The organism is Lysinibacillus sp. IITD104 (assembly GCF_036698265.2).
GTDB lineage: Bacteria > Bacillota > Bacilli > Bacillales_A > Planococcaceae > Lysinibacillus > Lysinibacillus boronitolerans.
Map to the genome: position 1 here is coordinate 2,560,529 of NZ_JBAHYH020000001.1, position 19,976 is coordinate 2,580,504.

The window sequence follows — 19,976 nt, forward strand, 5'->3', positions numbered from 1 at the left end:
TGAGGCTTATTTAACGTATTTCAAGTACTTCCGCACAAATTCTACAATGTAGAGAACTTCTTCTTCTGTCATCGTTAACAGCTTGCAAACACGTTGTAGTCTAGCAGGCAATGCTAATTGCTGGCGTACCTGATGAATATACATATATTTGCATTTCCGTGGATTTACTTTGTCTCGTATTTGCTTATATCGTAGGTAAGCATAGCGGGCAAAGGCGTTGAGCATCTCCCGCTCCTGCTCATCACGCTCCCTCTTTTTAGCAGCCTCATCAATGATATCCGTGTCAAATATCTGTGTACCATCTGTTAATTGCATAGTACCACCTCTCTATTGCAAATGTACTCCCTTCTATTAAATGCAACAAAAAAAGCCACACCTAGGGTAGATGTGACACTTTTTATGATTTTTATATGTAACGCTTGGTGGATAGCCTGTAAAACGTGGTGGATGATGGGTACAAACGCTTAGATTGGATTGCTCTTTCAAATCGATGGATAGAATGCTATTTTTGACGGATACAATGTCTTATCTGGCGGATACATCGCTTCTTTTGATGGATAGAAATGCTTAAATTGGATTGCTCTTTCAAATCGGTGGATAGAATGCTTATTTTGACGGATACAATGTCTAATCTGACGGATACAATGTCTAATCTGGCGGATACATCGCTTATTTTGATGGATAGAAATGCTTAGATTGGATTGCTCTTTCAAATCAGTGAATAGAATGCTAATTTTGACGGATAAAATATATAATCTGACGGATACATCGCTTCTTTTGATGGATACACACGCTTAGAATGGATTGCTAATTCAAATCGATGGATAGAATGATATACCTGACTTATACATCGCTTATGCTGATTAATGGCTGCCAGTACCTTCATAAATAATACGCAAAGATTGCTACAATAATGTTTGGTATTGCTAATAGTAACGCGTTATTCATGAGGAGATTGCGTTCGTTTCTGTCTTCATTTGTTTCTGTTGCGAAATTGGCGCGCATTCTATCGCCGCTTGCCATGGCTCCTGACATTAACATGGCAGAAACGAGGAAAATTCCACCGAGTAGCCCTGAAAGCAAATGGGCTTCCTCTTTGCCCCATATGAGAATGGAGCCTATAACACCTAGAATGGACAATATGGTGCCAATGCCTATATACTTCATTTTCAGCCCCCCTTAGTTTATTATACGGCTAACCGCTCTTTTTCGTTTCAATAAACCCCTATTTACCTATACAAAATTTTTCCTTTTCCAGTAAAATAACTAGGTGGAGGGAGGCTATGCAAATGAAAGACAAAATAAGAGCATTAACGAAAATGACCTTAGATGATTTGGTACATAATAGATATGAGAAACTTCAACATGAGAAGATATTAACAGAGGATACTGCTATTTTTCTGCAGGAGGTTTTCGCCTTGCAAGGTACCTTAACATGGCCACTGGATGAAGCTTCCGTAGATATTGATGTGTATGAAATGGAAGACCAAAGTTGCTTTATAACAGAAATTCGCTATTTATGGTTTGATGATGAAGAAAGTGCTGTGGTTCTTTTTTGCAAGGCCTATACAAATGCAGATCAAACAGAGATCACCGCTTTTATGATTGATACGGTTGATGCCTAGTATAGTATCCTCGCCAAACGTTCATAGTAAGTATGGTGTGAAACTCACGCCGAATCATACGACGGAGGGATCAATTTATGAATGGAATTCGTGAAGGTTTAATCCCCACTATACTCGGGTCAGCTGTTACGGCGGCAGGCTATGCAATGAAGCAAAAACATGGTTCTAACAAAATGGTGGCCAATACGATTTTTGGCTTTGGCTTAGCGCACATTGTGTTAGGCGCGATTGACCTGGTAGAGCATCGTCGTTAACAAGAGAAGGGCACGCAATGTGCTCTTCTTTTTTTGTATTTTTTTCTATTAAATGCTAACATTGTCATAAAAGCTTAAGGAGTACAGTGATGGCGACAATAGAAGATTTTATAGCACTTGATATACGAATCGGCACGGTACTAGAGGCGGAGGAACTACCAAAGGCTCGGGTTCCTGCGATTAAAATGAAAATTGATTTTGGTGAAGAGCTGGGCATTAAACAGTCTTCCGCACAAATTACGAAGCGTTATACACCCGAAGTCATTATTGGGAAGCAAGTAGTGGCGATTGTTAATTTCCCACCACGTCGCGTTGCGGGTTTTAAGTCAGAGGTACTAGTCATTGGTGGTGTACCTGTGGAGGGCGATGTGATTCTGTTAACGCCCGATCAGCAGCTACCCAATGGAACGAAAATACAGTAAAGCCTCTCGCATTACGCAAGAGGCTTCTTTTTCTGAAGAGGTATCCAGATTTCACTTGTAAAGGTTGGTGAGGAAAAATCCGTGCTTGAATGGCGTACAATTTCTGGACCAGCAACCTGTTCATAGCCAGATGATGGGAACCACTCCGCATAAATGCGCGCCCATGTTTCCTGCAGTGTTTGGGGGAATGGTCCAACCGCTTCAAAGACAGCCCATGTACAAGCGGGTACATCCAGCTGTGAAAAATGGGGAGACGTTTCGGTTGTGGCTACGCCGATATAATGATCAAGCTCGCCCTTTTCCTCCATTCTGCCCTCGGAAAAGTGAGTGGAGGCTTGGATGATTCCTGTTGGTTCTACATTCGATAGCTTTTTTAGGTGCCCAATATCCTCCATTGTTAATGAACGTGCCATTTCAGTTATCGCTTGATTTTCTCCTTGAAAAACGATGGGTACTCTTTTCATAAGACCAACGATGTGAAACGCTTCTTTTTGTTCGAGTCGGTAATTCATTTCACAACCTCCTTGTATGGTAAGTTGGAAGGTCATTCGTGGAAAAGCTTTTAGGTGCTGACCATTTTGCCTCGCCTCTGATGGTGTGATGCCATGCATTTGCTGAAAGGCTCTTGTAAATGCATCTGCAGAGCGATAGCCATAACGAATCGCGATATCGAGAATTCTCATAGATGAATCTGATAGTTCCAGTGCAGCGAGCGTCAGACGTCTACGACGAATATATTCGGACAGCGGGATGCCTGCTAGAAAGGAAAACATACGTTTAAAATGATATTCCGAGCAATAAGCTAATCTCGCAGCCTCTTGCACATCAATTTCCTCCGTTAGATTGGCCTCGATATATGCAATCGCCTCATTCAACCTTGTTAAAGAATCCACTTCTATCACCTTCCTTATCTTTACTTTAGCAGGAATAGTAGCCCTCCATCCGACAATTGGTGCCCCATTTAGTCGCCTTCCAAAAAATAATCTATCGAACAGGCAGATAACTAGTTTTTGAAGCTACTTTCACATACATATAATAGTGTAAAGCTAATTTTAGCCTTACACCTCCTGACTTGATACTTAGGGTCACTGCTCGCACAGTGGCCCTATGAAAATAAAAGATCATTGTGTTGCATCATAATTTCCGTTACAATATTTGTAAAAATAGTCTATTGAGCTGGAGGCAGCAACATGGATCGTCTTTTCCAGTGGTACAAGTATTTAAAATACATACTCCTTCCTATAATTATTTTAAAATACTTACAAGGTGAGGGTGTACAGAATGTGCATCCTCTCATCATTCTTGAATATGCTCTCCTATTTGGGGTGAGCTTTTTACTCATTATTCTACAGGACTTTTTCGCTATTAGTAAAAAAACAAAATTCCTACTGCGACTCATCATACTGATTATTTTACTATTTTTGTCTATAACTGCCATTGTCTATCAAGCGATAATGTCTATTATTTTTTCAACCCTACTACTAGGCGTGTTAGGTATGATACTTTATTTTCAAAGAAAAGATGAAGGAGGACAATAAAATAAATGGTCAATAGTAAGCGATTACTTTTAAGCATCGGTTGGGTCAATGTGGTAGCTGCCCTTCTCCTATTCCAAGCATTTTGTGGGCTGATGGCGATCTGTATGGGCATCGTACTTAAAAAGGATTATCAAGCACCAACCCATGGGCTAGTCTTGATAGGAGTTGGTATCGTAAGTACGGTTATAGGTTGGATGCTCAATCATTTCTATATGTAAAAATGACCAAGAACCTAGATTCTTGGTCATTTTATAATTAGCGATAACTATGATGTGTTGGTTCAAATAACGCTTCATCGGCGTTTCGCACAAGTGAGAAATGATCCACATTATAATGGCCATGCAGGATGTCGTTATGGTGTGCAACTGTATCTTCTGGTGATAAGTATTGGGAACCATTTGTTGAATGGCCATCTCCCACCAATGTGACATCAAAGCCCTGAATAGTTGCTGCTCTAACTGCTGTATCCACGCAATGCTCGGTTTTGCAGCCCATCATCACCAAATGCTCTACCTCATTGGCCTGTAAATAATCGAGTAAGCCTGTCTTATAAAAAGCGTTCGTAGCCAGTTTATCAAAATAAACAGTGGTAGTAGGTACTTGGATCGCTTGATGTACCTGAAAGCCTTTCCCTTCTCCACCAGCTACATCCCGATCACGCACAAAGATAATATGTGCCTCTGCCTCAGTAGCTTTTTGAATCACGGCATTGATTGTTTGAAGCAATTCATCCTTGCGATAGACGGCTTGTTCATCCTGATTCCCCTCGATTAATTCTTGCTGTGCATCAATGACCACTAGTGCTTGCTTCAAAAGCATCTCTCCCTTAACGTTTGCTAACAATATTTTACCATTAATCGTTAATTTCTGATATGCATTACTTTTTAACTTTTGAAACCGTCATGCCATCCCCAATGGGTAAAAGAACCGATTCCAGCTGTGGATGATTAGCCACGGTGACATTGAATTTTTTCATGATGGCTGTATAACGCTTGGGTGCTGCCTTAGGGTCGCTACACTGCCTCCCGCTAAGACATTATCTGTCACAATGAATGCACCAGGGCTTGCTAGCTGAATACAATAGGCTAAATAATTTTCATAGTTATCCTTATCTGCATCAATGAAGAAGAAATCAAATCGCTGTCCTTCTGCTACAAGCTTTTCAAGGCTTTCCAATGCAGGACCTGTCATATACGTAACATGCTCGCCAAAGCCTGCCTTCGCAAGATTGTTGGCAGCCAGTTGTGCATATTTTTCCTCTAACTCCAGGGACGTCAATGTGCCCTTCTTTTCCATTCCTCTCGCCAGACAAATACCACTATAGCCGCCAAGAGCGCCAATTTCTAAAATAGCCTTAGCCCCAGTCATCGATGCAAGCATCGTCAATAGCTTTCCTGATGATCGAGACACAGAAATCGCAGGCATACCATTTTCGGCAATAGAGGACAGGACATCCTCTAATGTGACATCATACTGATAAAATACCTCATCCATATAGTTATTTATTTGTTTCATGTGCATTATCTTCCTCTTGTAGACTGTCGTTGGTTTCATCTTCTTGAATATCAAACAACTGACTAAATTCTTGGATAACCATATCGATGGCTTTTAATTCACCTACTAAAATTTGCTGAATGGATTGAAACTCTGGCTGTTCTAATTGCTGTTTAATGGTAGCTCGCTTCACATGCAGCATCTCTAAAAATGAAATCGCTTTGCCGCGGCGGAACGTTTTCGCTCCTCGCTGTGGTGCGCCTTCCATGCCTCTGTGGCGTCCTCCACGGTGGTGTCCCTCTCTCATATGCTCTCTAAATCCAGATCCTCTCATTTCAAAAACACTCCTTTTGTATACGTTTGTATACATTGTATACAAACGTATACAAGTTGTCAATTAAACATAATGCTTTCATGCTCCAACATATGTTAGACAATAGGGTAGATGTATCGAAATGGAGGTAAGACAAGTGAAAAGGGTTATAAAATATGTGTTAGGCATCGGGACATTATTGATACTGTCAGGCATATTTTTGATTGGGGCACAATCTCACTATAATCAGAAGGAAATTAAAATTGCCAGTAAGCTGTGTCTCGAAAATGGCGGACAGCCCACTATTATACGCGATTATTTGGCTTTGAATTACTCCTTTTCATGTCAGAAGAACTTAGGTAGTACATATATGGATGGTGAACTGCGGTAAATGTCATGCTAGAAGATCGAGTAAATTTCATCTATCTTTCAGGCAAATGGCTAGCTAACAACACTACTTTTACATATAAATAGTAGTGTTGTTAGCTAGCCTTTCCACAGCTCTCCTGTTTTGAGGTCACTTTCCCCTTGGAAAGTGGCCTTTTTTGGCATGAAAAAAGACGTCATGTCGACGTCTTTAATGTTTGATCGATATCCTCAATCAACCTATCCACTTGTTCCTTTGTTATCTTGATGACATATAATTCTGTCGTTTCGATTCCATCAAGGCTTGTTAGGTGTTTAGGATATTGATAGTTATTTGATATCTCCTTGTCCATACAATCACCTCTTCAATAGATATATTCGACATAAAGTATAGCAAACCTTCTATAAAAAGGAAAATAACAGTATATTTTTTCACTAAAATAGCTATCATTTGGACGATTTAGGATAAAAAAAGGTTAAACCGATAAGTCCATTTAGACTATCCTTGTGTAAAAGTGATTATTGCTTACCAAATTTCGCAATTTTTTTGAGGTAGAATGATCCGATGAAAACAATGATACCTCCATAGACTTTCAGCATCACATTTCTTACAGGCGCCTCCTCTATGATTGTACTGAGAAAGGCACATCCTATGACAATGATCACCATCCCGATGATGGCATGAATATATTTCACCGTATCTCCCCTTTTCTAGTAGGCAAGCCCGACCCGTGTTCTCAAAAATTCCTCACTGAAGATTTGTTGGTAGGCAAAATCTGCTGTATCCGCTACGGAAATTTGGCTGCCTCCCTCTGGCAAGAAGTTGCGTTCAACGCGGTAGTTTCCTGTCCAAGCCCCGTCTGGTAAATAGGTAGGACAAACAATCGTCCAATCCATAGCAGATTGCTGTAATTGTTCGAATACACGTTGGTGCTCCTGTGCAGCAAAGGTTGATTTTCGTTTCGATTCAGTCGATTGGTAGCGAAGAAGAGTTGGTGTTACACGACTTTGTAAGATCCCTGCTGTTCCAATCGTAATGATTCTTGTCACCTGATGCTTTGTCATCGCTTCAAGAATCAATGGTAAGCTAGCCGATAATGTAGTGCCTCCATCTGTATTTAATGCACTCACCACCACATCCACATGATGCATTGCTTGCTCGACATCTTGCTTGTTTAACACATCGCCTTTCATTACATACAGCTGTTGATGCTGTTGCGGTAATTTATCAGGATTACGGACCAATAGCGTGACCTCATGCTGATCCTTTATTGCTCGTTCTACCAAATGGCTGCCGACACGTCCACTCGCGCCTAATATTAATATTTTCATTTCTCTCACCTCTTTTATCATTATATTACAATTCCCTTTATATGAAAAAAAGACACCGATCACGGTGCCTCTCCCTCTATTCATGCTCTAGTAGCTGAACATTGACCATAAATAAATGCAAATTATTCTTTTCGGCTAGCTCATCGATAATCGATTGAATTTCACTTTCTGTACTTACATCAATTTCTTCCCCATCGTGTAATTGAATAGTGATGACCTGGTGCGCTGGAGAGTCTATTAGATAACCGACTGTACTATCAGGCGAGTAGCCTGCCGCCCGTATGGCCTGTAACACTTGTTTTGTAAAATTCGTAGCTTGTAATTTTTCGCCAAGCTCCTCTGCATAGGGCGTCGCTCTTTCGGTGCTCGGGGCTATAGCTGAAGGCTCCCTTTGTACCATCCACAATGAAATCACAACCAGTAAGCACATGAATAAAAAGAAGAATTGCAGGACGCTTTTCATACACTCGCTCCATTTCTCCATGAAATTTACAGGCGGAAGTCTAGCAATCTATTGCCCTGAAATTGTTATTATTCTCACAGCTATGTATGGCTATTTCTCTATTTAATTTTAAAAAAATAATTTTCTTCTTGTACAGAGGGCAAATTACCAAGAAGTTTTGTTTGTGGCTTCATAGATTAGAAATGTAAAGGTTAGCGCTACCATTACTAAAAAACTAACAAAAAGGGAGATTAAAAGATGCAAGATAGTAGATTTAGTCAATATATGAATTGGAATCATAAAAAAGAAAAGTGCTGTGAACAATATGTAAAATGCTATTGTCATTTAGAAAAAAAATGTGAGCACAAACAAGAGGGTTGCAAATGCAAACACAAGCATGAGCATGAACATGAACATTGTCAATGGGAACATAAACACGATCGATGTAAATGTAAGCATAAGGATGACCATTGTAAATGGGAAAAGGAGGATTCTTGCTCTTGCAAAAAAGAGGAGGAAGAGTGCCACTACGAGATGGATTATTCCAAGGATCACAAGTGTAAAGGCTGTATTTGTCATCTATTAAGATGCTTATCTCCTGGCACTTTGGTAGATGTTATTTTAGCAGGTGGCGGTAGCTTTGCAGGAATTTTCTTCATCAGCTTAGATCCTAAAACTTGCTGTGCTACATTCTTAGAGGTAGATGCAGCAGCAACACCACTTATCATTGATTGCCAGCAAATTATTGCCATTAGAAGGGCGTAAATGTTCCACTATCCTATTTGACACCAATTCATATACCATAAAACCTACCATTATAAGCACATTTGATCTTCTGCCAGGTTTGTGAATATCCCTGGCAGAATTTATATTTTTTCCACTATTCATTGACAATGACTTTGACAATGGGCTCTAATTTCCCTATATTCACATCGCCAAGATAATCAACATCCACTACGACAGCTCGTGGCTCAAAACGTTGGATACATTCAATGAGGCGTTTTGTGTTTATTTTCTTCATACGTTGGAAGGGTTTACGAATATCAGACCTTGTCACATATTCTCGAAGCGGACAAGGAATCGTAAACGTCGATAAAATAAATGCTACATTTTGTAATATACTTTCCACTCCTGTAGCATTACCATTTACATTACTTAAAGCCGTTACTTGATGTGTCATTCTATCAACCTTTCTTCTACGTTCATACAATTCGTACTTTGAAAAAAGAGCACTTTGTTATTTATGCTTGCTCATTAAAAATTATGAACGCTTTGTTTTTATGTACCCAATGTTATTTTTATTCAAACAACATCTTAGTTGATAGGCTGACCTACAAGCTTAGCGCATGATGGCGTAGTAAATAACATACAGCCAGCTAAAACAGCCATGGATGATTGCCCAAATGATGGAGTGATGCACACTCCATGAAATCGTAATCGCTAAAACCGATCCAAAACCAATGCCATTTTTGACTACCGTTTTATGCTCCACTTTTTTCACCTTCCTTGTTCTTTTTAACGCTCCTTCTTGCCATCGCAATAGGTTTCCCTCCTATCGTTTTCTATGTTTATTCATGAACGGACAAGGGCAATCTGAAAGAAAGGATGTGATGTTATGACAGTTTTCATGCTGGCTGCCACGATCGGCATCCCCAGCCTTATGGTGTATCTTCAGCTCAAATGGGCTAGCTTTCGCCTTCTTTTCAACATACTAGGCGTCATTGCTGCGATCCTGTTTAGCACGATTGCTGCTACATCTATAACGAACATTATTCTTGAGGATGCGGTCTTTATGACAACGATTCATGCCGTTTTCTTAAACCCTGTATTTCTGATTACAGGAGCATATCTCGGCTTATATTTGATTTACCGCTTAATTATTCAAACAATTGATGATAGAGACAAGCCCTCCTACCTTTAGTAGAAATCACAATAAACGTGCCACGTCTGTGTTGTTAGATTGTAGAAAAAATAAAAATTGCCATGATCTACAATGTTCAAACGCGCTTTTGCATCCGAGGCAATTTGGAAGACAAATGGTGCATCGTCCCCAAAATCAACGCCACTTTGACAAAAGCTTGGATAGCCACCGATTTTATGGAGCGGAAAAAGGTCTTCAACGATATCCTCAAAATATTCGATTTGCTCTTCATGCTCCAACATCAAAATCTCTTCCTCCAATTGAGCTGGAATACCGCCCCCATCCCATGTTGGATAGTCATTCGAGATATACTGGGGTATGAGTGGAAACGCGCGCATTTGCTCATGCTGCCATTCACGCTCTACTAAGCCTTCCAAAGTGGTGTACGTTCTAATCTCAAAATAAGAACTAAGATCATCCTCCATGAGGTGATCCAATAGACGTTCATCGACAAAGACTGTGATTAATTGAAAAGGCTGTAATGCCGTCGGTACATAGGATAGGGCTTGTAGAAAGAACGTAGCGAGCGGCTGATAGCCAGACGGTGGCTGCTCCTCTGGTAAGGACCAGCCGACATAGCCAATCCAGCTTTCCAATAAATCATGTGTGGGTCGAATACCACCTGTTTGAAAAATTGTGGCCTGCTTAGTTAGTTGAGCCCGTATTTGTTCAATTGCCATCTGCTAGCTCCTTCTGGCGACAGCAGCAATCCGTTATATGATCGTTTACTATCCCCACTGCCTGCATAAAGGAATAGCAAATGGTACTACCAATAAATTTAAAGCCATCCTTCTTCAATTGCTTGCTCATACGATCACTAATTTCCGTCGTCACAGGCACCTCTTTAATGGAAGCCCACTCATTAATAAGTGGTTTATGATCTACAAAGCTCCAAAGATAATGTGAGAATGAGCCATGCTTTTCCTGTATTTGGAGATATGCTTTAGCATTTGTCACCACGCTAGCTATTTTTAATTTATTGCGTACAATCCGTGTGTCTTGCTTTAATTCCTCTAGCTTGTCCGCTGTATAATGGATAATTTTTTCCACATCGAATTGATCAAATGCCTCACGATAGCCTTCACGCTTTTGGAGAATCGTCCACCAGCTCAAGCCAGCCTGTGCCCCCTCCAAGCAAAGCATCTCGAATAAATGCTGGTCATCATAGACCGGTACACCCCACTCCTTGTCATGGTATTCCACATACAAAGGCTCATCTAGCTTGACCCAATCACATCTTTTCATTTCTAAACCCTCCATTTTATGTATCTCTTACTTAATAGCTGTAATGCAAAGCCAACCTTTACTTGATTTTTCCGTGACATACACGGTTTGAAATCCAATTTGTTCTAATAATTGCTTCGTCGCCTCAGGTGTTTGATAGGCTTTCATATGATAGTTCATTTTGTAGAGCTCTGCTATGATAATAAATTTCCCTCCGTTTTTCAGAACTCGCCAAACCTCCGCTACATCCTGCTCCAAGGATGGCCAAAAATAATGCGTTTGAAAGGCTGTAATTGCATCAAAAAACTGATCATCGTATGGAATATTTGAAACGCTTGCCTCTTTCACAATGACACTACCACTGGTAACACTTGCTTCATTCAATTTGATCGATTCCTTCACTGCCTGTGCGGAAAAATCTATCCCATAGATTATACCATTTGGATTCAATTTGGATAAAATTTGGAGCGTTTTCCCACCACCACAACCGATGTCTAACACACGATCCCCATCATTGATAGCTCCTTGCCTGATGAACCATGCATTCATACCACGATGGGCGAAATTCATGATCCGTAGCATCGTTGAGCCAATCCATCCATTTGGCTTTTTCGCTTGTTCAATTAACGTTTGTAAGAGTGACATGATTGGATTCCCCCCTTCAAGTACGAATGTTAAAATAGAAAATAGATCTTTAAAATTAAAACGCTTACTAGTTTGTACGTGCTTCAAAACGATTTGTTTCATTTTTTACAAAGGAGGAAGATTTTATGATTCAACAAGCAACACAGAAGGATACTCATGCTGCAGCCTCATTAGCCTTACAGCTCTGGCCCAATCATACACTAGAAGAATTTACAGAAGAGATGACACAGCTGCTAAAGGAAGAAAACGCAGCTATTTTCCTTGCCTATGACGATGACAGAGCAGTTGGATTTGCCCAATGTCAGTTGCGAACGGATTATGTAGAAGGCACCGACTCGAGTCCAGTCGGCTATTTAGAAGGCCTTTTCGTGATGGAGGAATATCGCCAGCAGGGCTATGCTAGACAACTTGTGGAGCAATGTGAACAATGGGCAAAGCTTAGGGGCTGTCTAGAGTTTGCCAGTGACTGTGAATGGGACAATGAAGAAAGTCTAAGGGTTCATCTTCAGCTCGGTTTTACAGAAGCCAATCGCATCATTTGCTTCACAAAAAAATTATAAAAATGGCTAACAAAAAAATCACAGGTGTTGCAAACAATAGCACCTGTGATTTTTCAACATTTTTTTAGTTTAGATATGTATTGTTGGAAATATTTCGTTCGCGCTCATCTATGATTAAATGGATCATTAATGCGAGTTGTTGTTCGATTCGCATATTGTTTAGATGAATGATATCAGCAATCAAATTCTTTTGCTTCTCTGCTAATTCAATCTCCTCTAGCATTAACATAATTTCTTCTTTTGTCAGCCCAAACATACTCATATCACCCCAATACTCTCTCTATTTATTATTGTAAAATCATTATTCCCATTTCATAATTATCGAATATTTATCGTGTTTAATGAACCATTTTTACTAATTATAGGTTAAAACATGGAAAATAATCAATCTATTATCCACATTTATTTAATATTTTTTTTACATTAAGAAAAAACTTTATTATGATTGTTATAATTTATACAAAGATTGTATAAATTTTCCTGTGGAATATTTCAAAATATTGCAGTAATTGCAACAAGACATCTATACCATTATAAAAATATTCTTGCATTTTGTCGAATTATAGAGTTTTTTTATACAAATTAAAATGAATTTATAGCCCAAACATTTCCCTTTTCCCATTTTCCACATGCATTAAACCTCAATATACGAATCCATAAAAAAAGTAATTTCAAAATTGAAACTACTTGTCTTATTTGTATAATCGGCTTTTATATTATTTTTTTAATATCATGTTTCACTATTTCTATTTGCATGTCCTCTATTTGAGAAACCTTTGATGCTGTATCCTTCTGCCATGTCGCTGACTGCACATGCCCTTGCACAAATAATTGGCTGTTTTCCTGTATCACCGCTGGAGCCTTTACTGCAGCTATATCCGTATGGCGCATTTCCAATAAGGATTTATTGGACAGTGCTAAAAACGGTCTAGCTGCCTCATCCACCCTACAATTTTCAATACGGCCCATTGATTGATCTGACCAGATCATGGCATAAGAGCTTTCTTGCCCATCTTTAAAATAGCTATTAGCTACTTCAAAAATCGCATCAATGCAAGTAATTCCGTTTCCTTCCATTTGTTCAAACGTGCAATACTGTGTAAATAATCGGGCATTGTTGATATAGACATGATGGCTTTGCAGCTCTCGAATCGTTGTCTGATGCATCATGATTTTGGCATGGTCGTTACCATAAACACCACCTGATTGCCCAAATTGAATAATTGATTGATGTAGCTTTAATCCACTAGCATCGACAATAATATGAAATTGCTGGTGGTTTTGAATTTTACATTGGTTCACCGAAACATCTGCTTCATCTACAATAGTAAGCCCTACGGCCATACCATTTCGAACATGACATGTATGAAGCTCCACCTTGCTATTTTCTATCAACACCTGCGCCTTGACATGTCGAGAAACTTGGCAATCATAGAACTTGGCTATCGTTTTTTCGCCAAGATACAACCCATGACTTTGACCATCTGAAAAAATAGAATCGGCTACCATTAGCTCACTGCGATGAACCACCATATTTGTATCGAGATGCTCTTTTATTTCACAGCCATCCATTTTGAAAGTCGTGCTGTCAAACAATTGAATACCTACCCCTTGCCCTTGATGAACTAAACAATTGGTCATCGCAATCTCACTTGACGCAGCTATTACTTGTGCCTTGTCATGCCCATGAATTTCACAGTCCTCCATTGTCAGCTTGACATGACGAATCGCAAAAACACCATGCTTCTTCCCTTCCAGCAGCATACAATTCGTCAAGCTCAGCTCACAGTTTTGAGCAATAATCTGCGCCTTCACATGATGCTCAAATGTTGTATCGACTAGAATAACACTGGACCCATTCGCCACTCGCAAACCAAAATGATTCAACGGTGTCGCAAGCACTGCACAATTTTTCATCAGCAGACTACCATAGCTCACCATCATCTGCGTTCGAATCAATTGCTCCTCAATGACACAATTCTCTAGCTGTAAATCACCTTTTACATACAGCCCCTGACCTTGCCGAAACCGTAAATTACGCATCGCCACATGTGTTTGATAACGAATAAAAACGCCACCCTTGATGGTCACATTGCCAACCCCATACAACGTCAGCCGCTTGGCAATATCCAAGCTTTCCTCATAAATCCCATCCCGAATTTCAATCATATCCCCAGGCGCCGCCTCTTCAATCGCCTGCCCGATACTTTGATAACGATGCATAATACTCCTCTTCACCACAAGTACAGCCATTTACACACTCCTAACCAAAAAATGTTCGTACCCTATTTATATACCGAACATGCTTGTGCTTATTCAATTTTGTGTAAAAATGCTGGAATATGCAGACGTTTATTTGGAATGTTTGACGGTTTCATGAAAGTGGCATGGTTTTAGGCAATAAAAATGAACAGCGGTTAAGGGTACGCTGTTCGTTTTTTTGGTTGGTATCGGGGTTTTAGAGTCTATTTATATTCCACTTAGGTAATGTAAAACAAAGAAGGGCGAATCAGAGCTGTGGAAATGGGACGATTTATATTCCACTTAGTTAATGTAAAACAAGTTGTGGTTGTAAACAAGAAGAAAAACGTAATAAATTTATATTCCACATAGTTAATATAAAACTCGTTCGAGGGCAATAAGGCGACGTGGAACAGATATATTTATATTCCACATAGTTAATGAAAACAATATTGCTTACACACTAGTAAAAGTGCATGGAAAAAATTTATATTCCACATAGTTTATGTAAAACCTCAATGTCATTGATGTAATCAGGCAAATCTTCAAATTTATATTCCACATAGTTTATGTAAAACTCAGACAGTGAGCAAGCATTGAATAATGACAAACCAAATTTATATTCCACATAGTTAATGTAAAACATTTTGAGTTCAATACGAATCGTTCAGATTTACAACATTTATATTCCACATAGTTAATGTAAAACGATTATTGTTTATACAATGGTGGTTTATCAAAATTGATTTATATTCAACATAGTTAATGTAAAACGTCCTGTTGTCGGAAATTACTGTTTGCCCGGTCGTTCTTTATATTCCACATAGTTAATGTAAAACAGTTGCATTGCGTTCTTGTATTCGTGTTTCTGATACTTTATATTCCACATAGTTAATGTAAAACATGGGGCTACCCGTGACGGGGTCAAGCCTTTCCAAATTTATATTCCACTTAGTTAATGTAAAACAGAGCTACGTAGGCAGCAATTAGTAGCATCTTGTGGCTTTATATTCCACTTAGTTAATGTAAAACAAAAATCACACCAATAAACGCCAAAATTGTTGAAATCTTTATATTCCACTTAGTTAATGTAAAACACGTTCTTTTTTGAGGTCTACATTTGATGAAAAGAACTTTATATTCCACTTAGTTAATGTAAAACGCCATTAAGACTGATGGATATGTCTATCTTATCTATCTTTATATTCCACTTAGTTAATGTAAAACTGAAGGGATTACTGATGAGAATGCAAAAGATATTGCTTTATATTCCACTTAGTTAATGTAAAACTCAGGAATAACCACGTTAGCAGTTGATCCATTGATTAATCTTTATATTCCACTTAGTTAATGTAAAACCCTTTAAATTCTGTATGGGACATTGAACAGGAATCCTTTATATTCCACTTAGTTAATGTAAAACGAAAGCTTCGTTGATCTGACTGGCACTGAAAAATTGCTTTATATTCCACTTAGTTAATGTAAAACCGAATGGGTTGGCTTAAACGATCTTCAATTTGAATTGCTTTATATTCCACTTAGTTAATGTAAAACCGTATTCTTGTTTTTCTAGTAGATCTAAATATTTTCTTTATATTCCACTTAGTTAATGTAAAACGCGATGCCTATTCGCTCACATTCTTTAAAAGCAAACTTTATATTCCACTTAGTTAATGTAAAACAATGTGTCGCCAGTGGCAATTGACCACTGATTATATTCTTTATATTCCACTTAGTTAATGTAAAACCTGATTGAGGGAGTTCTTTATAAAAGACTTGTAATTCCTTTATATTCCACTTAGCTAATGTAAAACACGCATTGCTTCTAATTTACGAGCCTTTGGTGAATCTTTATATTCCACTTAGTTAATGTAAAACGAGAATCACGTCCTAGCTAATGTTCCTCCAGCTATTGACTTTATATTCCACTTAGTTAATGTAAAACGCTGGACTGGAATAAGGCTCAGAAATCGTTACGTACTTTATATTCCACTTAGTTAATGTAAAACGCGCAACCCCTCAAATATGTAAGTTCTCGATAATCCTTTATATTCCACTTAGTTAATGTAAAACTTAAATAAAAATACGCTTTTTACTGCTGAAGAAGTACTTTATATTCCACTTAGTTAATGTAAAACTTAAATAAAAATACGCTTTTTACTGCTGAAGAAGTACTTTATATTCCACTTAGTTAATGTAAAACGGTAAGAATATGATTTTTTCAGCTGCTGCAGCACCCTTTATATTCCACTTAGTTAATGTAAAACAGACAAATCATTTAATGCTGATGATGTAAAAAATATCTTTATATTCCACTTAGTTAATGTAAAACTATACAATGTTATAATTAATTTAACAAATAAAGCAAACTTTATATTCCACTTAGTTAATGTAAAACGTATAAAGTTGCCGAAGCTGACACAAGTATCATCTGCCTTTATATTCCACTTAGTTAATGTAAAACACTTATTAACTTGCTGTACTCTAACACCTAATAAGTCTTTATATTCCACTTAGTTAATGTAAAACTGTACACCATCTACAAAAAAGTTATACATCTTCTGTCTTTATATTCCACTTAGTTAATGTAAAACATAACGTAAAGCTATTCGTTGTTGCTGGCAAGATTACTTTATATTCCACTTAGTTAATGTAAAACAAAGAGTACTTAAATAATGTTCAGGAGGAATTAACGCTTTATATTCCACTTAGTTAATGTAAAACCGGCTTTAGACATCCACTCACCCTCGCGCCTCACACTTTATATTCCACTTAGTTAATGTAAAACCTGTCCTAATGGCACAAAAATACAAATGTCGATATCCTTTATATTCCACTTAGTTAATGTAAAACTGCGATTTTGCTTTTTAATATTGTGTCCCCGATCTCTTTATATTCCACTTAGTTAATGTAAAACGCATTAGGTATCTTCGGTTTGCAATGGGGAGTACGTACTTTATATTCCACTTAGTTAATGTAAAACAGTCTGCTGGGGGCTGTACTACCCAAGCAGAAAATACCTTTATATTCCACTTAGTTAATGTAAAACGATGCTGCTAATCATCTAAAACTAGCAACTATATTTCTTTATATTCCACTTAGTTAATGTAAAACTTTAACGAAAATACGCAAGATTATACAGCGTATTTTGCTTTATATTCCACTTAGTTAATGTAAAACAAAGTACGAAGAATTTATTAGAGAATTAGTAATGACCTTTATATTCCACTTAGTTAATGTAAAACATAAAGCGCCAGATCCAATACCAGATAAGCCGAATTTCTTTATATTCCACTTAGTTAATGTAAAACGAGCAGGGAAGTACCTATCATGCTGAAATACCTTACTTTATATTCCACTTAGTTAATGTAAAACTAAGTAGGTGTGATGATGACGATAGAATTATTCACCTTTATATTCCACTTAGTTAATGTAAAACCAATGCACTAATCGGAGTACACAGCGCTAAAATAGACTTTATATTCCACTTAGTTAATGTAAAACAGTGAATGCTGCTCAAGGTAGACATACATTTGAAGTCTTTATATTCCACTTAGTTAATGTAAAACCCACCTTAAGCATAATCAAAAAACCCTTATTTTTCAACGCTTTAACGGCTTGTAATTTGCGACAAATATGATTATTTGCAGTCAATCGGTAGTCCAGAAATTTGCCTTTGCAATCAAAGTGCCCTCAAAGCTAGGTATGATATGCCTGGACGGAATATAATATTGTAAAATGATTCACTGCAATTCTACTAAAAGAGAGTTTGAATACAATCGATACACACTTTTCTAGTCTTTACTAATAGAATAGATGACTATAAAAACATGCTCTCAAAATCTTTCTCGACCCCATACACAGTTTTTTTCATATTTTTGGGATTGGCAATTCGGTAAACATAAATTGAATCAATATTCGGATTAGCCTTTGTTGCTAATTCAGCTAGGCATTGTTTTAAAAGTCCTTCCGTAATTTCTCCTTCAAATAAAGAATTTTGTGTCCACGTTAAATATTTTTTCAATACTTTATGGACTTTTCCCACCCGTTTCACATCCACATCATACGCAATCAGTACATACACGCTACCACCACGCTTTCAATGCTTTATAATCTTCATCACCAATCAGATGTTTAATTAATTTATAACATTCTAGACGAATTAAAAATCGGTAAGAGGTTTGTCTGTTTAATTTTCGATGTTTAATGGTTGTGCTCATTCGTTTTTCGAATTCAGCAATAAAAATTTTACGTCCTGTTTCATTTAATAAGCAAATATGTTCTTCGATATATTCGAAATGTTCAGCACGAATCATCTTTTTGTTTATTAACATAAAAATTAAATTATCCATTAACAACGGTTTGAAGATTTCTGCAATATCCAGTGATAGGGAAAATCTTCGAGAACCTGATTCATGTAAATAACTAATTGTTGGGTTTAATTGCGTTTTGTACATTTCAGATAATACAGCTGTATACATTAAACTATTGCCAAATGAAATAAGTGCATTAATTGGATTGGTAGGCGGACGTTTTTCTCTCTTTGTAAATTGAAAATCAGGATTTTTAATAATCTCATTAAAGCATTGATAGTAAGCAAAGCGAATTTTCCCCTCAATGCCCATTAAGGTTTGTATATCCGTAGCATCGGCAACTTGTTTCTTTAGTTGGGTTATTTCATTGATGAATGGCTCTACCTCATCTTTGTAGCGACGAATATTGCGTAACATATGATGAATAGCACTATAGACAAATTGTTGTGCAATATACAACCTTTTATTCAAGTCCATTACATGGGCTGCTTGCTGAACATCAACGAAGCCCGCCACTTTTTTTCGTCTAGGTGTGTAACTACCTGAATAGTAACCGTAGTAATTATAAAAATGTATATTTACATCTTTTTGATTCATCAAATTAAAAAAAGAGGTGTTAAAGTCCATTTCCGCAAATACATGTAGATTTTCTGTATTTTCTATTGGTAATGTTTTTTTCGTACCATCTTCGAATACTAAATAAATAGTAGAATCTTTTCTTTGGATCCTTCCGTTATTAAATAAATATACATTTTTCAATCCTCTTCACCTACCCAGCAAAATGAATAATAAGCACATTTTGTACAATATCTTAATTTTTTCTTCTTAGGAGGCTTGTCTAGAGGAATAATTTGTTGGATTTGGGCTAACCATTTAGGAATGGCCTCTCTATCCTCTTCCGTTAATTCAATTTCATCAACACGTTTTTCTTTTGGATAATGTATTTTGCCTTTTCGATATATCCCCATTTGCTCAAGTACGAATAAATAATATAGAAGCTGCGCCTTATCAGCCTGTTCCATTTTACTACTAGATTTCACTTCTCCTACATAATGCTTGTCCATCATATCAATCCGAATTAAATTTTCTATCAATACTTCTTTTGACTTTTGGCGTTGATAGGACGTATCGTGCAATACTTTCCCTTGTTGTACTTTATCGTCCTCATCCTCAAAGCCAAGTTGATGTGAATGTAACCATAGCTTGCGCTCGCATACTTTCAAATATTGGACTTGCAAACCGGTTGCCTTTAAATCGTCCCATTGCATATGCTTTCACCCCTTGTA

General features: G+C 37.7%; 27 protein-coding genes, 1 pseudogene and 1 CRISPR repeat array. Of the genes and pseudogenes, 9 read left to right on the forward strand and 19 right to left on the reverse strand.

The window, feature by feature from the left end; all coding sequences use genetic code 11:
• Window positions 1-6 precede the first annotated feature (6 nt).
• A complete protein-coding gene (locus V1L66_RS13090) occupies window positions 7-315 on the reverse strand; it encodes a hypothetical protein (protein ID WP_004228634.1) in 309 nt (102 codons plus the stop codon).
• Window positions 316-882: 567 nt separating this feature from the next.
• On the reverse strand, window positions 883-1,167 hold the full coding sequence (locus V1L66_RS13095; RefSeq protein WP_016993979.1) for a DUF5316 family protein: 285 nt from the start codon (window positions 1,165-1,167) through the stop codon (window positions 883-885).
• Between the two features lie 122 nt (window positions 1,168-1,289).
• Here V1L66_RS13095 and V1L66_RS13100 point away from each other — a divergent pair, with 122 nt between their 5' ends.
• From V1L66_RS13100 to csaA, 3 genes are all read left to right on the forward strand, one after another.
• The gene (locus V1L66_RS13100; RefSeq protein ID WP_238542916.1) at window positions 1,290-1,625 is read left to right on the forward strand and encodes a hypothetical protein; all 336 of its coding nucleotides are present in this window, start codon (window positions 1,290-1,292) and stop codon (window positions 1,623-1,625) included.
• A 77-nt stretch (window positions 1,626-1,702) separates the two neighbouring features.
• Window positions 1,703-1,879, forward strand: coding sequence for a hypothetical protein (locus tag V1L66_RS13105; protein WP_004228639.1), 177 nt, complete (start codon window positions 1,703-1,705; stop codon window positions 1,877-1,879).
• 89 nt (window positions 1,880-1,968) lie between these two features.
• On the forward strand, window positions 1,969-2,301 hold the full coding sequence (gene csaA, locus V1L66_RS13110) for a chaperone CsaA (protein WP_004228641.1): 333 nt from the start codon (window positions 1,969-1,971) through the stop codon (window positions 2,299-2,301).
• An 11-nt stretch (window positions 2,302-2,312) separates the two neighbouring features.
• On the opposite strand, the gene V1L66_RS13115 is transcribed toward csaA, so the two are convergent.
• Entirely contained in the window at window positions 2,313-3,194 is an 882-nt protein-coding gene (locus V1L66_RS13115) for an AraC family transcriptional regulator (protein ID WP_036081006.1), read from the reverse strand.
• A 297-nt stretch (window positions 3,195-3,491) separates the two neighbouring features.
• On the opposite strand from V1L66_RS13115, the gene V1L66_RS13120 reads away from it, so the two are divergent.
• Both V1L66_RS13120 and V1L66_RS13125 read left to right on the forward strand, forming a co-directional pair.
• On the forward strand, window positions 3,492-3,839 hold the full coding sequence (locus V1L66_RS13120) for a hypothetical protein (protein WP_312126097.1): 348 nt from the start codon (window positions 3,492-3,494) through the stop codon (window positions 3,837-3,839).
• Between the two features lie 5 nt (window positions 3,840-3,844).
• Window positions 3,845-4,057: a hypothetical protein gene (locus tag V1L66_RS13125; RefSeq protein WP_312126099.1), complete on the forward strand. Its 213-nt coding sequence runs from the start codon at window positions 3,845-3,847 to the stop codon at window positions 4,055-4,057.
• Window positions 4,058-4,094: 37 nt separating this feature from the next.
• Here the strand turns inward: V1L66_RS13125 and V1L66_RS13130 are convergent, their stop codons facing one another.
• From V1L66_RS13130 to V1L66_RS13140, 3 genes and pseudogenes are all read right to left on the reverse strand, one after another.
• Window positions 4,095-4,652: an isochorismatase family protein gene (locus V1L66_RS13130; protein ID WP_333006666.1), complete on the reverse strand. Its 558-nt coding sequence runs from the start codon at window positions 4,650-4,652 to the stop codon at window positions 4,095-4,097.
• Window positions 4,653-4,716: 64 nt separating this feature from the next.
• Window positions 4,717-5,354: pseudogene (locus V1L66_RS13135) on the reverse strand (O-methyltransferase).
• Window positions 5,338-5,667, reverse strand: coding sequence for a hypothetical protein (locus V1L66_RS13140; RefSeq protein ID WP_026023463.1), 330 nt, complete (start codon window positions 5,665-5,667; stop codon window positions 5,338-5,340). Before V1L66_RS13140 ends, V1L66_RS13135 begins: the two are co-directional and overlap by 17 nt.
• A gap of 136 nt (window positions 5,668-5,803) precedes the next feature.
• On the opposite strand from V1L66_RS13140, the gene V1L66_RS13145 reads away from it, so the two are divergent.
• The gene (locus tag V1L66_RS13145; protein ID WP_333006667.1) at window positions 5,804-6,037 is read left to right on the forward strand and encodes a hypothetical protein; all 234 of its coding nucleotides are present in this window, start codon (window positions 5,804-5,806) and stop codon (window positions 6,035-6,037) included.
• A 172-nt stretch (window positions 6,038-6,209) separates the two neighbouring features.
• Here V1L66_RS13145 and V1L66_RS13150 read toward each other — a convergent pair whose 3' ends face one another.
• The 3 genes from V1L66_RS13150 to V1L66_RS13160 all read right to left on the reverse strand — a co-directional run bounded on the left by V1L66_RS13150 (window position 6,210) and on the right by V1L66_RS13160 (window position 7,807).
• Window positions 6,210-6,365: a hypothetical protein gene (locus V1L66_RS13150; RefSeq protein WP_016993988.1), complete on the reverse strand. Its 156-nt coding sequence runs from the start codon at window positions 6,363-6,365 to the stop codon at window positions 6,210-6,212.
• Window positions 6,366-6,723: 358 nt separating this feature from the next.
• Window positions 6,724-7,344 carry an SDR family oxidoreductase gene (locus V1L66_RS13155; RefSeq protein ID WP_333006668.1) on the reverse strand — a complete coding sequence of 207 codons (621 nt, stop codon included), beginning with the start codon at window positions 7,342-7,344 and terminating at the stop codon, window positions 6,724-6,726.
• 76 nt (window positions 7,345-7,420) lie between these two features.
• Complete coding sequence (locus tag V1L66_RS13160) at window positions 7,421-7,807, reverse strand: hypothetical protein (protein ID WP_016993991.1); 387 nt, start codon at window positions 7,805-7,807, stop codon at window positions 7,421-7,423.
• A gap of 513 nt (window positions 7,808-8,320) precedes the next feature.
• Here V1L66_RS13160 and V1L66_RS13165 point away from each other — a divergent pair.
• Entirely contained in the window at window positions 8,321-8,551 is a 231-nt protein-coding gene (locus V1L66_RS13165) for a hypothetical protein (RefSeq protein ID WP_016993992.1), read from the forward strand.
• Between the two features lie 115 nt (window positions 8,552-8,666).
• Here V1L66_RS13165 and V1L66_RS13170 read toward each other — a convergent pair whose 3' ends face one another.
• A complete protein-coding gene (locus tag V1L66_RS13170) occupies window positions 8,667-8,966 on the reverse strand; it encodes a hypothetical protein (protein ID WP_016993993.1) in 300 nt (99 codons plus the stop codon).
• A gap of 159 nt (window positions 8,967-9,125) precedes the next feature.
• A complete protein-coding gene (locus tag V1L66_RS13175) occupies window positions 9,126-9,326 on the reverse strand; it encodes a hypothetical protein (protein WP_036081021.1) in 201 nt (66 codons plus the stop codon).
• A 75-nt stretch (window positions 9,327-9,401) separates the two neighbouring features.
• On the opposite strand from V1L66_RS13175, the gene V1L66_RS13180 reads away from it, so the two are divergent.
• Window positions 9,402-9,707, forward strand: a complete 306-nt coding sequence (locus V1L66_RS13180) for a hypothetical protein (protein WP_016993994.1) — start codon at window positions 9,402-9,404, stop codon at window positions 9,705-9,707.
• On the opposite strand, the gene V1L66_RS13185 is transcribed toward V1L66_RS13180, so the two are convergent.
• The 3 genes from V1L66_RS13185 to V1L66_RS13195 are packed head-to-tail and all read right to left on the reverse strand — an operon-like array spanning window position 9,704 to window position 11,576.
• Window positions 9,704-10,387 carry a DUF1963 domain-containing protein gene (locus V1L66_RS13185; protein ID WP_312126110.1) on the reverse strand — a complete coding sequence of 228 codons (684 nt, stop codon included), beginning with the start codon at window positions 10,385-10,387 and terminating at the stop codon, window positions 9,704-9,706. The genes V1L66_RS13180 and V1L66_RS13185 overlap by 4 nt on opposite strands.
• Window positions 10,377-10,952, reverse strand: a complete 576-nt coding sequence (locus V1L66_RS13190; RefSeq protein ID WP_312126111.1) for a DNA-3-methyladenine glycosylase I — start codon at window positions 10,950-10,952, stop codon at window positions 10,377-10,379. Before V1L66_RS13190 ends, V1L66_RS13185 begins: the two co-directional genes overlap by 11 nt.
• Window positions 10,953-10,979: 27 nt before the next feature.
• Window positions 10,980-11,576 (reverse strand): class I SAM-dependent methyltransferase, encoded by a 597-nt coding sequence (locus tag V1L66_RS13195; RefSeq protein ID WP_016993996.1) that lies wholly within the window; start codon window positions 11,574-11,576, stop codon window positions 10,980-10,982.
• A 125-nt stretch (window positions 11,577-11,701) separates the two neighbouring features.
• Between V1L66_RS13195 and aac(6') the strand changes: the two genes are divergently transcribed.
• The gene (aac(6'), locus tag V1L66_RS13200) at window positions 11,702-12,136 is read left to right on the forward strand and encodes an aminoglycoside 6'-N-acetyltransferase (protein ID WP_312126115.1); all 435 of its coding nucleotides are present in this window, start codon (window positions 11,702-11,704) and stop codon (window positions 12,134-12,136) included.
• Window positions 12,137-12,200: 64 nt separating this feature from the next.
• Here aac(6') and V1L66_RS13205 read toward each other — a convergent pair whose 3' ends face one another.
• The 5 genes from V1L66_RS13205 to cas4 form a co-directional block, all read right to left on the reverse strand.
• Window positions 12,201-12,392 (reverse strand): hypothetical protein, encoded by a 192-nt coding sequence (locus V1L66_RS13205; RefSeq protein ID WP_016993998.1) that lies wholly within the window; start codon window positions 12,390-12,392, stop codon window positions 12,201-12,203.
• Between the two features lie 455 nt (window positions 12,393-12,847).
• Entirely contained in the window at window positions 12,848-14,389 is a 1,542-nt protein-coding gene (locus V1L66_RS13210; RefSeq protein ID WP_312126117.1) for a right-handed parallel beta-helix repeat-containing protein, read from the reverse strand.
• A 214-nt stretch (window positions 14,390-14,603) separates the two neighbouring features.
• Window positions 14,604-17,946: direct repeats of the CRISPR family, unit length 29 nt; unit sequence CTTTATATTCCACTTAGTTAATGTAAAAC.
• A gap of 251 nt (window positions 17,947-18,197) precedes the next feature.
• The gene (gene cas2 / locus V1L66_RS13215; RefSeq protein ID WP_009371077.1) at window positions 18,198-18,461 is read right to left on the reverse strand and encodes a CRISPR-associated endonuclease Cas2; all 264 of its coding nucleotides are present in this window, start codon (window positions 18,459-18,461) and stop codon (window positions 18,198-18,200) included.
• A 1-nt stretch (window position 18,462) separates the two neighbouring features.
• Window positions 18,463-19,449, reverse strand: coding sequence for a type I-B CRISPR-associated endonuclease Cas1b (gene cas1b / locus V1L66_RS13220; protein WP_333006939.1), 987 nt, complete (start codon window positions 19,447-19,449; stop codon window positions 18,463-18,465).
• Window positions 19,446-19,958, reverse strand: coding sequence for a CRISPR-associated protein Cas4 (cas4, locus tag V1L66_RS13225; protein WP_333006938.1), 513 nt, complete (start codon window positions 19,956-19,958; stop codon window positions 19,446-19,448). Before cas4 ends, cas1b begins: the two co-directional genes overlap by 4 nt.
• Window positions 19,959-19,976 lie beyond the last annotated feature (18 nt).

Coding starts and splice junctions, on each gene's coding strand:
- V1L66_RS13090 (WP_004228634.1), bottom strand. CDS start 315: ATGCAATTAACAGATGGTACACAGATATTTGACACGGATATCATTGAT.
- V1L66_RS13095 (WP_016993979.1), bottom strand. CDS start 1,167: ATGAAGTATATAGGCATTGGCACCATATTGTCCATTCTAGGTGTTATA.
- V1L66_RS13100 (WP_238542916.1), top strand. CDS start 1,290: ATGAAAGACAAAATAAGAGCATTAACGAAAATGACCTTAGATGATTTG.
- V1L66_RS13105 (WP_004228639.1), top strand. CDS start 1,703: ATGAATGGAATTCGTGAAGGTTTAATCCCCACTATACTCGGGTCAGCT.
- csaA (WP_004228641.1), top strand. CDS start 1,969: ATGGCGACAATAGAAGATTTTATAGCACTTGATATACGAATCGGCACG.
- V1L66_RS13120 (WP_312126097.1), top strand. CDS start 3,492: ATGGATCGTCTTTTCCAGTGGTACAAGTATTTAAAATACATACTCCTT.
- V1L66_RS13125 (WP_312126099.1), top strand. CDS start 3,845: ATGGTCAATAGTAAGCGATTACTTTTAAGCATCGGTTGGGTCAATGTG.
- V1L66_RS13140 (WP_026023463.1), bottom strand. CDS start 5,667: ATGAGAGGATCTGGATTTAGAGAGCATATGAGAGAGGGACACCACCGT.
- V1L66_RS13150 (WP_016993988.1), bottom strand. CDS start 6,365: ATGGACAAGGAGATATCAAATAACTATCAATATCCTAAACACCTAACA.
- V1L66_RS13155 (WP_333006668.1), bottom strand. CDS start 7,344: ATGAAAATATTAATATTAGGCGCGAGTGGACGTGTCGGCAGCCATTTG.
- V1L66_RS13160 (WP_016993991.1), bottom strand. CDS start 7,807: ATGAAAAGCGTCCTGCAATTCTTCTTTTTATTCATGTGCTTACTGGTT.
- V1L66_RS13165 (WP_016993992.1), top strand. CDS start 8,321: ATGGATTATTCCAAGGATCACAAGTGTAAAGGCTGTATTTGTCATCTA.
- V1L66_RS13170 (WP_016993993.1), bottom strand. CDS start 8,966: ATGACACATCAAGTAACGGCTTTAAGTAATGTAAATGGTAATGCTACA.
- V1L66_RS13180 (WP_016993994.1), top strand. CDS start 9,402: ATGACAGTTTTCATGCTGGCTGCCACGATCGGCATCCCCAGCCTTATG.
- V1L66_RS13185 (WP_312126110.1), bottom strand. CDS start 10,387: ATGGCAATTGAACAAATACGGGCTCAACTAACTAAGCAGGCCACAATT.
- V1L66_RS13190 (WP_312126111.1), bottom strand. CDS start 10,952: ATGAAAAGATGTGATTGGGTCAAGCTAGATGAGCCTTTGTATGTGGAA.
- V1L66_RS13195 (WP_016993996.1), bottom strand. CDS start 11,576: ATGTCACTCTTACAAACGTTAATTGAACAAGCGAAAAAGCCAAATGGA.
- V1L66_RS13205 (WP_016993998.1), bottom strand. CDS start 12,392: ATGTTTGGGCTGACAAAAGAAGAAATTATGTTAATGCTAGAGGAGATT.
- V1L66_RS13210 (WP_312126117.1), bottom strand. CDS start 14,389: ATGGCTGTACTTGTGGTGAAGAGGAGTATTATGCATCGTTATCAAAGT.
- cas4 (WP_333006938.1), bottom strand. CDS start 19,958: ATGCAATGGGACGATTTAAAGGCAACCGGTTTGCAAGTCCAATATTTG.